Origin of the sequence: Herbidospora mongoliensis (genome assembly GCF_001570545.1) — a bacterium.
Taxonomy (GTDB): domain Bacteria; phylum Actinomycetota; class Actinomycetes; order Streptosporangiales; family Streptosporangiaceae; genus Herbidospora; species Herbidospora mongoliensis.
Genome location: NZ_BBXD01000011.1, coordinates 674,458 through 687,472, shown reverse-complemented (window position 1 = coordinate 687,472; position 13,015 = coordinate 674,458). Strand labels below are relative to the sequence as shown.

At 69.3% G+C, this 13,015-nt stretch carries 18 protein-coding genes; 9 read left to right on the top strand and 9 right to left on the bottom strand.

Features of this window, described 5'->3' with window-relative positions:
* Positions 1 to 4: 4 nt before the first annotated feature.
* Positions 5 to 928 carry an alpha/beta hydrolase gene (locus AW272_RS14570; RefSeq protein ID WP_066364569.1) on the bottom strand — a complete coding sequence of 308 codons (924 nt, stop codon included), beginning with the start codon at positions 926 to 928 and terminating at the stop codon, positions 5 to 7.
* 13 nt (positions 929 to 941) lie between these two features.
* Positions 942 to 1,157 (bottom strand): hypothetical protein, encoded by a 216-nt coding sequence (locus AW272_RS14565; RefSeq protein ID WP_066364568.1) that lies wholly within the window; start codon positions 1,155 to 1,157, stop codon positions 942 to 944.
* Positions 1,158 to 1,307: 150 nt separating this feature from the next.
* Here AW272_RS14565 and AW272_RS14560 point away from each other — a divergent pair, with 150 nt between their 5' ends.
* From AW272_RS14560 to AW272_RS14550, 3 genes are read left to right on the top strand one after another with little or no spacing between them, the layout of a single operon-like run.
* Entirely contained in the window at positions 1,308 to 2,441 is a 1,134-nt protein-coding gene (locus AW272_RS14560) for an ATP-binding protein (RefSeq protein WP_157518548.1), read from the top strand.
* The gene (locus AW272_RS14555) at positions 2,438 to 3,553 is read left to right on the top strand and encodes a hypothetical protein (protein WP_157518547.1); all 1,116 of its coding nucleotides are present in this window, start codon (positions 2,438 to 2,440) and stop codon (positions 3,551 to 3,553) included. Before AW272_RS14560 ends, AW272_RS14555 begins: the two co-directional genes overlap by 4 nt.
* A complete protein-coding gene (locus tag AW272_RS14550) occupies positions 3,550 to 4,236 on the top strand; it encodes a response regulator (RefSeq protein WP_083958300.1) in 687 nt (228 codons plus the stop codon). The genes AW272_RS14555 and AW272_RS14550 overlap by 4 nt, the downstream gene beginning before the upstream one ends.
* Here the strand turns inward: AW272_RS14550 and AW272_RS14545 are convergent.
* The 3 genes from AW272_RS14545 to AW272_RS14535 are packed head-to-tail and all read right to left on the bottom strand — an operon-like array spanning position 4,221 to position 6,369.
* The gene (locus AW272_RS14545; protein WP_066364564.1) at positions 4,221 to 5,282 is read right to left on the bottom strand and encodes a Gfo/Idh/MocA family protein; all 1,062 of its coding nucleotides are present in this window, start codon (positions 5,280 to 5,282) and stop codon (positions 4,221 to 4,223) included. The two genes, AW272_RS14550 and AW272_RS14545, sit on opposite strands and share 16 nt — an antisense overlap.
* Positions 5,267 to 5,926 carry a ThuA domain-containing protein gene (locus AW272_RS14540; RefSeq protein WP_066364562.1) on the bottom strand — a complete coding sequence of 220 codons (660 nt, stop codon included), beginning with the start codon at positions 5,924 to 5,926 and terminating at the stop codon, positions 5,267 to 5,269. Before AW272_RS14540 ends, AW272_RS14545 begins: the two co-directional genes overlap by 16 nt.
* Before the next feature lie 8 nt (positions 5,927 to 5,934).
* A complete protein-coding gene (locus AW272_RS14535) occupies positions 5,935 to 6,369 on the bottom strand; it encodes an Rrf2 family transcriptional regulator (protein ID WP_066364560.1) in 435 nt (144 codons plus the stop codon).
* Between the two features lie 72 nt (positions 6,370 to 6,441).
* On the opposite strand from AW272_RS14535, the gene AW272_RS14530 reads away from it, so the two are divergent.
* Together AW272_RS14530 and AW272_RS40585 are read left to right on the top strand one after the other, a co-directional pair.
* On the top strand, positions 6,442 to 7,188 hold the full coding sequence (locus tag AW272_RS14530) for an SDR family NAD(P)-dependent oxidoreductase (protein ID WP_066364558.1): 747 nt from the start codon (positions 6,442 to 6,444) through the stop codon (positions 7,186 to 7,188).
* Between the two features lie 98 nt (positions 7,189 to 7,286).
* A complete protein-coding gene (locus AW272_RS40585; protein WP_083958299.1) occupies positions 7,287 to 8,060 on the top strand; it encodes a DUF6518 family protein in 774 nt (257 codons plus the stop codon).
* Here AW272_RS40585 and AW272_RS14520 read toward each other — a convergent pair.
* On the bottom strand, positions 8,029 to 9,777 hold the full coding sequence (locus tag AW272_RS14520) for an ABC transporter ATP-binding protein (protein WP_066364554.1): 1,749 nt from the start codon (positions 9,775 to 9,777) through the stop codon (positions 8,029 to 8,031). The two genes, AW272_RS40585 and AW272_RS14520, sit on opposite strands and share 32 nt — an antisense overlap.
* A gap of 52 nt (positions 9,778 to 9,829) precedes the next feature.
* On the opposite strand from AW272_RS14520, the gene AW272_RS14515 reads away from it, so the two are divergent.
* The 4 genes from AW272_RS14515 (at position 9,830) to AW272_RS42035 (ending at position 11,798) form a co-directional block, all read left to right on the top strand.
* Positions 9,830 to 10,240, top strand: coding sequence for a MarR family winged helix-turn-helix transcriptional regulator (locus AW272_RS14515; protein ID WP_245657540.1), 411 nt, complete (start codon positions 9,830 to 9,832; stop codon positions 10,238 to 10,240).
* A gap of 33 nt (positions 10,241 to 10,273) precedes the next feature.
* The gene (locus AW272_RS14510; protein ID WP_066364551.1) at positions 10,274 to 10,642 is read left to right on the top strand and encodes an MmcQ/YjbR family DNA-binding protein; all 369 of its coding nucleotides are present in this window, start codon (positions 10,274 to 10,276) and stop codon (positions 10,640 to 10,642) included.
* A 122-nt stretch (positions 10,643 to 10,764) separates the two neighbouring features.
* A complete protein-coding gene (locus tag AW272_RS14505) occupies positions 10,765 to 11,427 on the top strand; it encodes a hypothetical protein (RefSeq protein WP_066364549.1) in 663 nt (220 codons plus the stop codon).
* Positions 11,428 to 11,603: 176 nt separating this feature from the next.
* Complete coding sequence (locus tag AW272_RS42035; protein ID WP_066364548.1) at positions 11,604 to 11,798, top strand: hypothetical protein; 195 nt, start codon at positions 11,604 to 11,606, stop codon at positions 11,796 to 11,798.
* 75 nt (positions 11,799 to 11,873) lie between these two features.
* Here AW272_RS42035 and AW272_RS14495 read toward each other — a convergent pair whose 3' ends face one another.
* From AW272_RS14495 to AW272_RS14485, 3 genes are all read right to left on the bottom strand, one after another.
* Positions 11,874 to 12,206, bottom strand: coding sequence for a helix-turn-helix domain-containing protein (locus AW272_RS14495; protein WP_066364547.1), 333 nt, complete (start codon positions 12,204 to 12,206; stop codon positions 11,874 to 11,876).
* Positions 12,203 to 12,580 carry a type II toxin-antitoxin system RelE/ParE family toxin gene (locus tag AW272_RS14490; protein WP_066364546.1) on the bottom strand — a complete coding sequence of 126 codons (378 nt, stop codon included), beginning with the start codon at positions 12,578 to 12,580 and terminating at the stop codon, positions 12,203 to 12,205. The genes AW272_RS14495 and AW272_RS14490 overlap by 4 nt, the downstream gene beginning before the upstream one ends.
* A 123-nt stretch (positions 12,581 to 12,703) precedes the next feature.
* Positions 12,704 to 12,928 carry a beta-L-arabinofuranosidase domain-containing protein gene (locus tag AW272_RS14485; RefSeq protein WP_218010890.1) on the bottom strand — a complete coding sequence of 75 codons (225 nt, stop codon included), beginning with the start codon at positions 12,926 to 12,928 and terminating at the stop codon, positions 12,704 to 12,706.
* Positions 12,929 to 13,015: the final 87 nt, after the last annotated feature.

The following is a 13,015-nucleotide window of genomic DNA, read 5'->3' as shown; positions in this document are numbered from 1 at the left end:
CAGCCTAGATATCCCCACCGACAAAACCGCGCCGCAGCGCCTCGATCTGCTCTTCGGTGGAGCGCCGTCCGATGGGGGAGTGCGGCACCGCACCGGCGAATCCGTGGAAGGCCCCCGGCCACAGGTGGAACTCGACCGGCACCCCGGCCGCCGCCAGGCGCAGCGCGTAGAGCGCGTCCTCGTCGCGGAAGACCTCCAGCTCACCGACGTCGATGTAGGCGGGCGGCAGGCCCGACAGGTCGGTCGCGCGGGCCGGGGCGGCGTAGACCGGCGTCTCGGTCAGGTCGCCCAGGTAGGCCGACCAGCCGAACCGGTTGCTGCCGCGCGGCCACACGATCGCCTCCTCGAACTGCGCCGCCGACGCCGTGTCGTCGCGGTCGTCGAGCATCGGGCACAGCAGCAGCTGCAGCCGCAGCGACGGCCCGCCACGGTCCCGGGCCATCAGCGCGCACCCGGCCGCCAGCCCGCCGCCCGCCGAGTTCCCGCCGATCACCAAGCGGCCGGCGTCCACCCCCGGCATCGAGGCCGTCGACACCAGGCCCCGGTAACAGTCGTCGAGGGGGATCGGGTACGGGTGCTCGGGCGCCAGCCGGTAGTCCACCGAGACCGCCATGCAGCCGAGAGCCTCGACGAAGCGGGAGATCCGGGAGTCGTCCATCTCCGGCAGGCCGAGCACCATGCCGCCGCCGTGGATCCAATAGAGACACGGCAGCGGTTCGTCGCCCGCGCCGGCCGGACGGTAGACGCGCAGCCGCAGCCCGTCGGCGTCGACGTCGGTCACCTCGGTCCCGGACCCCGGCGGTAGGCACGCGGCGGCCCGGGCCCGGCGGATCTCCGCCAGGTCGGCGGTGTTCAGGTCGTACGAGAGCAGTGGAGTCTTTTCCAGAAAGGCGCGCAGATCAGGGTCCAAATTTGGGTGAAACGTCATGAACCCATGCGTATCAGGCCAGGTAGGAGCGCGCCACCCGGGATGCCGTCTCGTCGTCGATCTTCTTGGCCAGCCCCAGGAACAGCCGGACGATACTGGAGATCAGGCTGACCAGGGCGGGCAGGTCACCGCGGCTCACCCGGTCGTCGAACTGGATCCCGATACCCGGGTCCGTGACGCGTGCCGAGGTGATCGTCGAGCGGATCTCGCTCTCCGTCGCGTACTGCATTACCTGGCCCTCCTCCCGTGACGATTACCGTCTCAATTAGACCGGGTTACAGACGCGTACCTATGACGGCCATTCGACCGACAGCCGGACAAACGGCTCTACACTCGCATGGCGCGGTCATGATCCATGCCTTGCTGAGTGGGGCGTCTGATGACATTGGGTGTTCGGCTCGACGCGGGTGGGCGTATGCCCGCGACCGCCGCGCTCGACCGGGTGACCGCCAGTTGCGCGGCCGTCATACGAGGTGTCGCGGGGGTCGTCGCGGTCGCCGCGGCGCTGCTGGGCCTGGCCCCGCCGGTCGATTCCGCGGTGCTGTTCCCCGTCGTGGCCGGGCTGCTGTGCTGGAGCGTCTTCTTCCTCTGGGCCGGCTGGACCTACGGCCTGCTGCCGCAGGTCATCGTCTCCGAGGTGATCATCACCTGCGCGCTGTGCGTGTTCCAGGAGGAACTCGTCGCGGGGACGCTCAGCGGCGACAGCGCGAGCTGGGTCGGCGGGCTGGTGACCATGACGATCGTGGCGGTCAACCTGGCCTGGCGGGCCCAGGCGGCCGTACCGGCCGGGCTCCTGGTGGTGGCCGCGCACCTCTACGGTTCCGGCGCCTTCGCGGTGGCCGGGATCCACGTGCTGCAAGTGGGGGCGGCCGCTCTGCTCATGAGCCTGCTCAGGAAGGGTGCGGCCAATGCCGACGGGGAGCTCGCGGCGGCCCGCGAGGCCGAGGAGAAGGCCACCGTCGAACGCGAACGCCGCCGCGACGAACGCGCCCAGAACAGCCGCATGCACGGCAGCGTGCTGGCCACGCTCATGATGATCGGCGCCGGGGGCATCGGCGCGACCTCGCCCATGCTGCGCGAGACCGCCGCCCGCCACCTGGCCGACCTCGACCGCATGTCGGAGGGCGGCGGCACCGGCCCTGACCACGTGCCGCTGCACGAACGGCTGGCCGCCGGCGCCAACCGGTCGGGGCTGGCCATCCACACCCGGCTGGTGCCGGTGTCGGTGCCGTGGGAGGTCGGCGAGGCGTTCCTCGAAGCGGTCGCCGAGGCGCTCGCCAACGTGCTGCGGCACGCCAACGTGACCACCGCCGCCGTGACGCTGACCGAGGACGACGGCGAGGTCGTCGTGGTGGTCCGCGACCGGGGGATGGGCTTCAACGTGGCCCGCGTCCCCGACCACCGCTACGGCCTGCGGGTGTCGATCCTGGCCCGCATGGAGATGGTCGGCGGCCGGGGCATGGTCGAGTCGGGCCCGCAGGGCACCCGGATCACCCTGAGGTGGACGCGTTGACCGCATCGGAGACGAGTGTCCGGCGCAACTACAGCCTGGGCGCGCGCCGGGCCGCCGTGTCGATCGTCGCCCTCTGGCACGTCGGCTTCGACCTGGTCGCCACCATCGGCTCCTGGGAGTTCTACCGTTTCCCGTGGCTGTCCGGGCTCGCCTGGCTCCTGTACACCGCGATCGGCGTCGTCGCAGCCATCGCCCTGCTGACCGAACGGCCGCTGCGCTTCGGGGTGTGGCCCTACGCGGTCGGGACCCTCGCCGTGTCGGCGATCGTGGTGGCCGCCTGCCAGCCCGGCGACGTCGTGAACGCCGCCGACTGGGCCTGGGGTTCGGTCGGCTGGCTGGCCATGATCCTGTTCTGGCCGCGCCCGACCTGGCTTCGCGACCTGAGCGTCTTCCTGCTGGCCAACGTGGTCGTCACCCTGGTCGGGCTGGCTCTGGCCGGCGGCTTCGACCCGCTGTCGCTGAGCAAGTTCCTCGTCGTCAGCGTCGGCGCGATCAGCCTCCAGGCGGGCGCGAGCGCCGGTGGCCACGCCCTCGACCTGGCCGCCCGGTGGGCCGTGGAGAACTCCAACCGCACCGCCCGCGCCGACGCCGACCGCAAGGCCGCCGACCAGGTCCACGCCGACCGGCTGGCCCGGTACGCCGAGGTGCGTTCGGCCGTCGCGCCCGTGCTGAACCTGCTCGCCGAGGGGGCCGACCCGGCCGACCCCGACGTCCGCCACGAGAGCGCGGTCGGCGCGGCCCGGCTGCGCCGCCTGATCGCCGAGACCGACGACGCCCCCGACCCGCTCCTGCACACCCTGCGCGCCTGCGCGTTCGACGTCGAACGACGCGGCGTCGTGGTGCTCTTCCTGACGGCCGGAACCGTCCCTCCGCTGCCCCTCGACGTGCGGCGGGCGCTCACCGAGGCGCCCATCGAGGGCATGGCGCGGGCCCGCCGGCAGGCCAGGGTCACGCTCGTCGCGACCCCGCGCGAGGTCATCGTCAGCGTGCTCACCGACGCCCCGTCGCTGCCCGTCGCGGGTGGCCTCCGCGCCGACGGCGTCGCCACCCGCGTCGAAACCGAGAACGGAGGGACGCAACTGTGGATCGAGAGCCGCTGGACCGCCCAGTGACCCTGGCGGTGGTGGAGGACCTGCCGGTCGTCCTCGACGGGATCCGTTCGTGGGTCGACGCCGACCCGCTGCGACGGGTGGAGATCGTGGCCAGCGGGAACACCGTCGACTCGGTCCTCGACGGCGCCGGAGCCGACGCCGACGTGCTGCTGCTCGACCTGGAACTCGACAACGGCGTCAACACCCTGCCGCGCATCCCCGAACTGGTCGCGGCCGGGCGGCGGGTGGTCGTCTACTCCGTGTCCGAGGACGACGCGACCGTGATGGCCGTCCTCCAGGCGGGCGCCTCGACGTTCATCGCCAAGAACGAGACCAGGGAACACTGCGTCGACACGATCGTCGCCGTCGCCCGCGACCGCCCCTACGTGCCGCCGGTGATGGCTGGGGCGCTGGTCGCCGCCGACGGGCAGACCTCGCGCCCGATGCTGTCGGGCCGTGAGCGCGAGGCGCTGCTGCTGTGGTTCCAGGGCATGAACAAGCAGTCGGTCGCGCTCCGCATGGGCATCTCGGAGGCGACCGTGAAGCAGTACATCGAGCGCGCCCGGGTGAAATACGCCAGCACCGGCAGGGCCGCCCCGACGAAGACGACCCTGCTGGCCCGAGCCATCCAAGACGGCCTGATCACGGCCGACGACATCATCGAATATCAGTCGCTGGCCGCCGACAATCACGCCAGGGACTGAAGGGGTACCGGGTCGGGCCGGTCGCAGGTGCTCTTGACCGCTTCCGACTGTCCGGTGACGGCCGATCGCAGCAGCGACTCCATCACGTCCAGCACGTGCAGTGCCAGTTCCCCGGAGGCGCGCGGGCGGGGGGCGGTGATCATGTCGTAGACGCCGATGCCGCGGCCGGAGTCGCGGTAACCGGCGGTCACCGGAAGGGGCTCCCACGTCTGCCCGACCCGGTGGACCAGCACGTCGCCGTCGAACCGGTTGGGGTCCGGCACGATCAGCGTGCCGAGGTCGCCGTGGACCTCGATGTTGGGCGCCCTGGTGGCGGAACCGTCGAACGACATGATCAGCGTGGACAGCGCGCCGGACGCGTGCGTGAGGACCCCGGTGACGTGCGTGTCCGTGGTCACCGGAATCCGGGTCCCCACTCTGGGGCCGCTTCCGATCACCCGTTCCTGTCGGGTACGGCTGCTCGCCCCGATCGCCGAGACGACCGGCCCCAGCAGCGTCACCAGAGCCGTCACGTAGTAGGGACCCATGTCGAGCAGCGGGCCGCCGCCCGGCAGGTAGTAGAAGTCGGGGTCGGGGTGCCAGGGCTCCGGCCCTGCGGTGATCATGGTGGCCATGGCGGCGGCCGGGCGGCCGATGAGCCCGGCGTCGAGGTGGTGGCGGGCGGTCTGGAAGCCGGTGCCGAGCACGGTGTCGGGCGCGCAGCCCAGCTTGGCGCCGTTCAGGCTCGCCATGACCGTGTGGGCTTCTTCCAACGTGGCGGCCAGGGGTTTCTCGCCGTAGACGTCCTTCCCGGCGGCGAGAGCGCGGAGCGCGACCTCGGTGTGGGCGGCCGGGACGGTGAGGTTGAGCACCAGGTCACAGGCGTCGATGAGATCGCCGACGGTCATCGCCCGCGCGCCGGTTTCGGCCGCGAGGGCCTGGGCGCGGTTCTGGTCGAGGTCCGCGACGGCGTACACGACCAGACCCGGAAGGTTCCTGAAGGTCTCGGTGTACTGACCCGAGATCTTCCCGCAGCCGACGATCCCGATCTTCACCGGCTCGCCCATGTGAGTCCCCTCTCGACGATGACGCGTACGCTGTCGTTCTTGAGAGTGTCCAGGTCATGCCCCGGCGTCGCCACGAAGACCTTGCCCTGCCCCCACTCGCGGATCCACACCGCCGGCACCGTCACCGGCCGCTTCCACGCCCCCTGCGCGGCGTGGGTGGTGGTGGCGAGAACGGTGCTGTACGGGTCGGTCAGCACCCAATATTGCTCGGTGACCAGGTCGAAGTCGTCGATGCCCGCGGTGATCGGGTGGTCTTCGCCGGTGATCTCGATCCGGTGGGGGACGAAGGTCTCGCCGCCGGCCTCGGGGTGGCAGGCGAACTGCCCGCCGGTCAGATGGAGGTAGTCGGGGTCGTTCCTGAAGGCGTCGACGATGCCGCCGTGCCATCCCGCGAACCCGGTCCCCGCCGCGACCGCCGAGGTCAGGCCGGCGCTCTGCTCCTTGGTGATCGTGCCCATCGTGAAGCACTGGACGACGAGATCGGTGCCGGCCAGGAGCGCGGTGTCTTCGTAGACCGCCGGAGAGTCGGCGACCGTGACGGTGAACCCCTGGTCTCGCAGGTAGGGGAGGAAGAGATCGGTGGCGGCCTCAGGCTGGTGACCTTCCCAGCCGCCTCGGACGACAAGAGCTTGGCGTGAATTCACGGTGCGAATTATCCCATTTTGCGCCCGTTTATGTCATCCAGTAGATCAGCGATCGTGGTGGCTCGCAGTTGTTTCTGGAGATTGGCTTCGACGCCCGCGTACACCCCGTCGAGCGCGGGACGTATCCCCGACCCCACCGGGCATCCCAGGTTCGGCGGGGTGGCGTGCATCGCGAACAGCGGCCCGTCTTCGACCGCGCGGTAGACGTCGAGCAGCGTCACGTCCGCGGGCTCCCGGGTCAGCCGCCAGCCGGCGCCCGCGCCGCGCCTGGCCTCCACCAGCCCGGCGGCGCGTAGCTCGCCGAGGCAGCGCCGGATCACCACCGGGTTCGTCTGGACGCTCTCGGCGATGCGGTCGGAGGTCGCGACCCGGCCGCCCTGCTGATCCATGGACATCCAGGTCAGGACGTGGGCGGCGATCGTCAGCCTGCTGTTGGCGCTCATTTGACTTCAGTGTAACAGGCATGGTTACGTTTGCGACTGTAACCAAATCGGTTACGACAAGGGAGGCACATCATGGGAACGTTCGACGGCAAGGTGGCCGTGGTCACCGGCGGCACCACGGGCATCGGCCTGGCCGCCGCCCGGCGGCTGGCCGACGACGGCGCGAAGGTCTTCATCGTCGGCCGCCGCGAGGCCGAACTGAAGCAGGCCGTGGACGAGATCGGCAACGGCGCGATAGGGATCCGCGGCGACGTGGCCGACCTGGGCGACCTCGACCGGCTCTACGCCACGGTCGCCGAACAGGGCGGCATCGACGTGCTCTTCGTCAACGCCGGGGGCGGCGAGTTCACCCGCCTCGAAGACGTCACGGAGAAGCACTTCGACCAGACCTTCGACACCAACGTGAAGGGCACCCTCTTCACCGTCCAGAAGGCGCTGCCGCACCTCAACGAGGGCGCCTCGGTGATCCTCACCGGCTCGACCGCGGCCGGCTCCGGCGCCGAGGCCTTCGGCGTGTACGCCGCCTCCAAGGCCGCCATCCGCTCCTTCGCCCGCACCTGGGCCAACGAGCTCAAGGGCCGCGGCGTCCGGGTCAACGCCCTCATCCCCGGCCCCGTCGAGACCCCCGGCATCTCGGGCCTCGCGGCCGACGAGGCAGGGGCGAAGGAGCTGAAGGGCTACCTGGCGGGACAGGTCCCGCTCGGGCGGATGGGCCGCCCGGAGGAGATCGCGGCGGCGGTCGCCTTCCTGGCCTCCGACCAGAGCAGCTTCATCACCGGCTCCGAGCTCTACGTGGACGGCGGTCTCAACCAGATCTGATTCGCGCGCGCCACAGGTCGTCAGCCGGATATGCCCCGGCTTGGGAGCGTTTCGCCGATATAGTTCCGGGCTCGAAGGTGACGAGCGGGGGCGCGATCATGAATGAGATCCGGTGGTGGCGGGCGGTGCCGATCGCCTTGGTGGCGGGGCTGGCCGTGGGGGTGCTGACCAACCTGGCGCAGGGGTGGTTGCCGGGGGCGTGGAACCAGATCGCCAACTCGGGGGCCGTGTGGTCGGTGGTCGCCTTCGTGGCGGGGGCTTCAGTGGCAGGGAGACTGCCGCGAGGCTTCACCACATACGGTCCGGGCGTCGGGCCGTCATCCCCGGCGCATGTCAGAGGGTCGTTCGAGCCGGTTCATGACGCGGGTTCCGGATCGGCTTCTTCGGATGCGGGCGTCATCTCGGCTACGGAGCTCTTGGGCCTGGTGCCGCCGGCCCCATCTTCGCTGCCGCGCGCTCTCCTGGCCGGTCTCGCTGCAGAGGTCGGGCTCGTCGTCGGCTACTACGGCTACGCCGAGTTCGGCCGCGACGGCATGGGGGACCTGTTCTGGCCGACGGTCTGGGTGGTCATCGCGTGCGTCGCCGGGCCGGTGTTGGGGGTCGCGGGCCTGTGGTGGCGGCGGGGTGTGGCCAGGTGGCAGCGGGTGGCCGGGCTGGCCGCGCTGTCCGGGGTGTTCGGGATGGAGGCCGCGCACTACGCGTTCGGCCTCGGTTACGCCCCGCAGGCCTGGGCGTGCCTGGCGGTGTTCCTGCTCGTACCGCTGCTGGCCAGCGCCGTCCGGGAGATCGGGCTGACGCTGCTGGCGGCGGTGCCGTGCGCCGCCGTCGCCTATGCGGTGATCATCCTGCCGCTTCAGCTGCTGTCAGGGTGAGTTCGTCGCGGTTGACGAGGGTGGCGTAGTGGCCGCCCAGGGCGATCAGCTCGTCGTGGGTGCCGCGCTCCACGATCCGGCCCCTGTCCAAAACGATGATCTGGTCGGCGTCGCGGACGGTGGACAGCCGGTGGGCGATGGTCAGGGTGGTCCGGCCTTCGGCCAGTTCGTCCAAGGCCTCTTGGACGGCCCGCTCGGTCTGGGTGTCGAGGGCGCTGGTGGCCTCGTCGAGGATCAGGACCGGCGGGTTGCGCAGGAGGGTCCGCGCGATGGCCAGCCGCTGCTTCTCGCCGCCGGAGAACCGGTAGCCGCGCTCGCCGACGAGGGTGTCGTAGCCCTCGGGCAGCGACATGAGGTGGTCGTGGATCCTGGCCGCCCGCGCCGCCGCGTGCAGTTCCTCGTCGGTCGCGCCGGGCTTGGCGAACCGCAGGTTGTCGGCCACCGAGGCGTGGAAGAGGTAGGTCTCCTGGGAGACCACCCCGACCGTGTCGGCGAGTGACTCGAAGGTCAGCTCCCTGACGTCCACGCCGTCGATGGTGATCCGGCCGCCGGAGACGTCGTAGAGGCGGGGGAGCAGGTAGCTGAGGGTGGTCTTGCCCGATCCGGTCTCGCCCACGATCGCCAGGCGGCTGCCCGGCGGGACCTCGATGTCGATGCCGGTGAGGGTGGGAGTGGCGTCGTACGAGAAATCGACGTTCTCGAACCGCACGTCGCCCCTGACCCGGTCGAGCGCCCGGTCGCCGGGGTGGATGTCGACCTTCAGGTCGAGATATTCGAAGATCCGCCCGAACAGCGACATCGAGCTCTGCACCTCGACCCCGAGCGCCAGCAGCTGCACCGACGGCCGGAACATCGACGTCTGCAACGTGGTGAACGCGACCAGCGTGCCGACCGAGACGGCCCCGGTCCAGCCGACGGCCCAGTAGATCACGGCCGGCATGGCCGCCATCACGATCTGGATCGACGACTGCCGCCACCGCCCCGCCATCGACGACCTGACCTCAAGATCGGCGAGGTCGTCGGAGGACCCCGCGAACCGGTCGGTGAGAGTCTCGGTACGCCCCATCGTCCGCCCCAGCAGGATCCCGCTGATCGACAATGACTCCTGCACCATCGAGGCCATCGACGCCATCTTGATCTGGCGCTGCGTGGTGATCTTCCGGCGCTCCTTGCCGACCTTCCTGCTGATCCACACGAACACCGGCAGCAGCCCGAGGGAGATCAGTGTGAGCCGCCAGTCGAGCGCCACCATGGCCGCGATGGTGGCGAGCACCGAGGTCAGATAGGAGATGAACGAGGTCGCGGTCGTCGTCACGACGGCCTGCATCGCGCCGATGTCGTTGGCGATGCGCGACTGGACCTCACCGGTCTTGGTCCGGGTGAAGAACGCCAGCGACATGCGCTGGAGGTGGTTGTAGACGGACTTGCGCAGGTCGTGCATGACCCGCTGGCCGATCGTGGTCGAGATGAACGTCTGCACCACGTCGAACACGCTGGTCAGGACGGCGATCACGATCATGCCCAGGGCCAGCATCGACAGCAGCCGCGCGTCCCGGTTGGGCAGGGCGACGTCGAGGATCTCCCGCAACAGGAACGGCGAGGCCAGCGACACCACCGACGACAGCACGATCAGCGCCCCGACCGCGCCCAGCTTGCGGCGGTAGGGCCTGAACAGGCGGATGACGCGCCTGAGTGGCGCTCGGGGTTCATTATCCATGATGTACACTCAAACGGAGGTTAGCTCACATTCATTCCACGAGGCGAGTGCTTTGTCCGACGGAGAACTTTTCGAGCTGGTCCACCGCGTCGACCACCGCGTCCGGCGCGGCTACCGCGAACGCCTCGAACCCCTGGGCGTCAACCCGGGCCAGTCGCGCGCGCTCCGCTCCCTCATCGCCGCCGGCGAGCCTATCCGCATGGCCCGCCTGGCCGAACTGCTGGGCATCGTCCCCCGCTCTCTGACCTCGGTCGTCGACGCCCTGGAGTCGTCCGGCTTCGTCGCACGCTCCGTCGATCCCTCCAACCGTCGCTCCACCCTGGTTTCGGTGACCCCTGCCGGGCTGGCCGTCCACGAGAGGGCCCGGGTGGCACGGCGGGAAGCGGCGGCGGAGGTCTTCTCCGTTCTTTCGGACGAACAGCGCGAACGGTTGACCGATCTCCTGTCCCTTCTCGACGGGTGAAAATGTCGGTGGCATCTGGTAGCCGTAGGGGTCATGGCGGTGAGTGTGGACGAGTTCCTGAAGATGCTTGACCATCTCCCGGAGGCCGAACAGGGCTTCGGGGGCGAATGGGTGTCGTTGAGGGTGCGCAACAAGGGCTTCGGCTACCTGTGGGAACGCACCGAGACGGTCGGCCTCAAGACGACCCTCGAAGAGCAGGCGGCCCTGGTCGGGGAGCGCCCCGACGTGTTCGAGGTGCAGTTCACGACGGAGTCGACGGGGTGGGTGGTCGTGCACCTGGCCCGCGTCGAGGCCGACGAGCTGTTCGAGCTGGTGACCGACGCGTGGTGCATGACGGCCCCGAAGTCGCTGGTCGACGATCACGAGATCATCCCCTGGCCCGTCCTCTACCCGTCATCCTGAGACTTCTCCGCCGAAGCGGTCAGCCGCCGTCATCGCACCTGGGCGGCGACGCCCGCATGTCCTGATGTACATCGACGATCGGCTCCGCGACGACGAACAGCGGAGCTGAAGGAGTTCATATCGTGGCTTCCGCCTGGGAATCCGCGCTGACGCAGGCCTTCGGGCGCCTGCTCGGCCACCCGCTCGCCGACCATGACCCCGCCGCGGCCTACGGGGCGTTCTACGGCGGCAACTGGCTCTACGAGACGGAGCTGAACCGGCACCCCGGATGGGTACGCCCGGAAGCCCTCTCCGGCCAGGAGCCGGTCACCCACCCCGAAGTGCTGATCCTGCTCGACGGCTACACGCCCCTGTCCTTCGACGCGAGCCAGTCGCTCTTCGAGGTCGACCCGGCCGACTTCGACGCCGGCCTCGTCGCCTCGGTCTCGGTCTTCGCCAAGCCCGGCATCGTCAGAGGCGCCGACCTGGCCACTCTGCTAGCCAAGCACCCCGGCGAGCCGGACTGGGAGCTCTGGCAGGCCCGCATCGCCTCCGACGGGACCCTTCTCGGCGCGCTCAAGGCCGCCACCGCCATCGGCGACTCTCCCGGGAGTCTGATCCCGCCGTCGGAGGAGGTCGGCGAGCAGGCGGTGCTGGCGCACCTGGAGGCCTTCAACGACCCCGAGTCCCACGATCTTGCCTACTGCTCCCACGCCCAGAACGACGCGGTCATCGGCATGTGGGAGGGCGCGATCGACCAATACGAAATCACCATCTGGAACCTCGACCGACTCACCGCCCACTAAGCCCAGCAGGTAGACGAGATCGCCGCGGACTGGTATCGCACCGGATCGCGAGAGGTCCCGCCGGCGGATGTCCGGCTCAACACGCCGGTGACGAATCTGTCCCTCGGCGACCTGGCGCTCGTCGAGGCACTCGTGGCTCGGCTCGGCAGGAAACACAAGCGGAAGGGAGCACCACCGTGGCCACCTTCGAGATCAAGAAGTTCGACCCGTCCCTCTTCTCTGACGGCGCCGTCAGCGCCGAAAGATGCACGTGGGTCGATGTCTGTCCTGAGTCGCCCGCTTACGCGGTGACCACGCGGGACAACGCCAGATGGTCGGTGTGCAGGACGCACATCCCCATGTACATCGACGACCGTCTCAAGGACGCCTGAAAACCGACGGCCGAGCACCTGAATGGACGCTCGGCTGTCCCCTCGTTCTCTCGGTCGGTGCCGAGGACGCCCCGTTCAGGCGACCTTGACGGTGTGGTCACCGAAGTCCGCGACCACCTCGAGCGTGCCTCCAAGAGCGGTGACGTAGCTGCGGACGACGTCAAGGCCACCGATCTGGCCATGCTCGATTTGGGAGACGCGGGCCTGGGAGATGCCCATCCGCTCGGCCAGCACCTGCTGGGAGACCCCAAGACGTTTGCGCATGTCCGCAAGTTGCGCACCCCGCAACTCCGCCCGCATCTGCTCGCGACTGGCCTCGCGATCGGCGATGCGCTCGGGGGAGTCGCAGTCCGGGTCGATCTCACGACGCTGGGCCTTGGTGTCCGACCATTTCACGAACTCGCTCATGACTCCTCCTCGTGCGCCTTGGCTTCCTGGTACCGCAGGTAGCGTTGCTCTGCCAGGGGAATCGCGGTGCGATACCACCTGTTCCATTCTCCTGATTTGTCGCCGGCAACCAGAACTACGGCCTCGCGGCTGGGATCGAAAACGAAGAGCATCCGAATCTCCGCCTCGCCGGGGACACGCGGACGCAACTCTTTGAGATTGTGCAGCACCCGCGAGTGGTGGATGCGATCGACCAGTGGCCTGCCCATGCTGGGCCCTCGTTGTGCGAGTTCGTCCAGCGCCTCCTCGATCTTGTCTGCTGCCTCAGGGTCGTTCTTGCAGATGTCCAGGTACCACCTGTTCACCTCTTCGTGGAGCGTGATTTCCCAGATCATCCAGCAAATATAAGAAAACCTTATGACTCTGTCCGAGTAAGTCAAGCTTGGAACGCCGACTATCCAGCAGGCCAATGCGAAAGCTGGTCGCGGTGTAGTTGGAGTGGTAGGTCGACGGGTCCGCTAGACGAAGAGGGCCTCGCGGGCCGCGTCCTCGGCGGTGACGTCGGCGATCGTCTCGGCGATGATGCCCGACCGCCGGAAGTTCTCGCCGGTGCTGGTGCCGCCGATGCTGTACATGCGGGGCGGGACGACCATGTCCCAGAAGGCGCGCGCGGCCTTGAAGTAGCGCTCCTCCCCGGTGGCGTCGTACAGGCGGACCAGGAAGGCGTCATCGCTCAATGACATTGCTTGTACGTCACCTCCCGCTTCTTCGGCTTCCATCTCGAAATCATTCCAGCACGGGCTGTCCCTTCGGGCACGGGCTGACGCCTG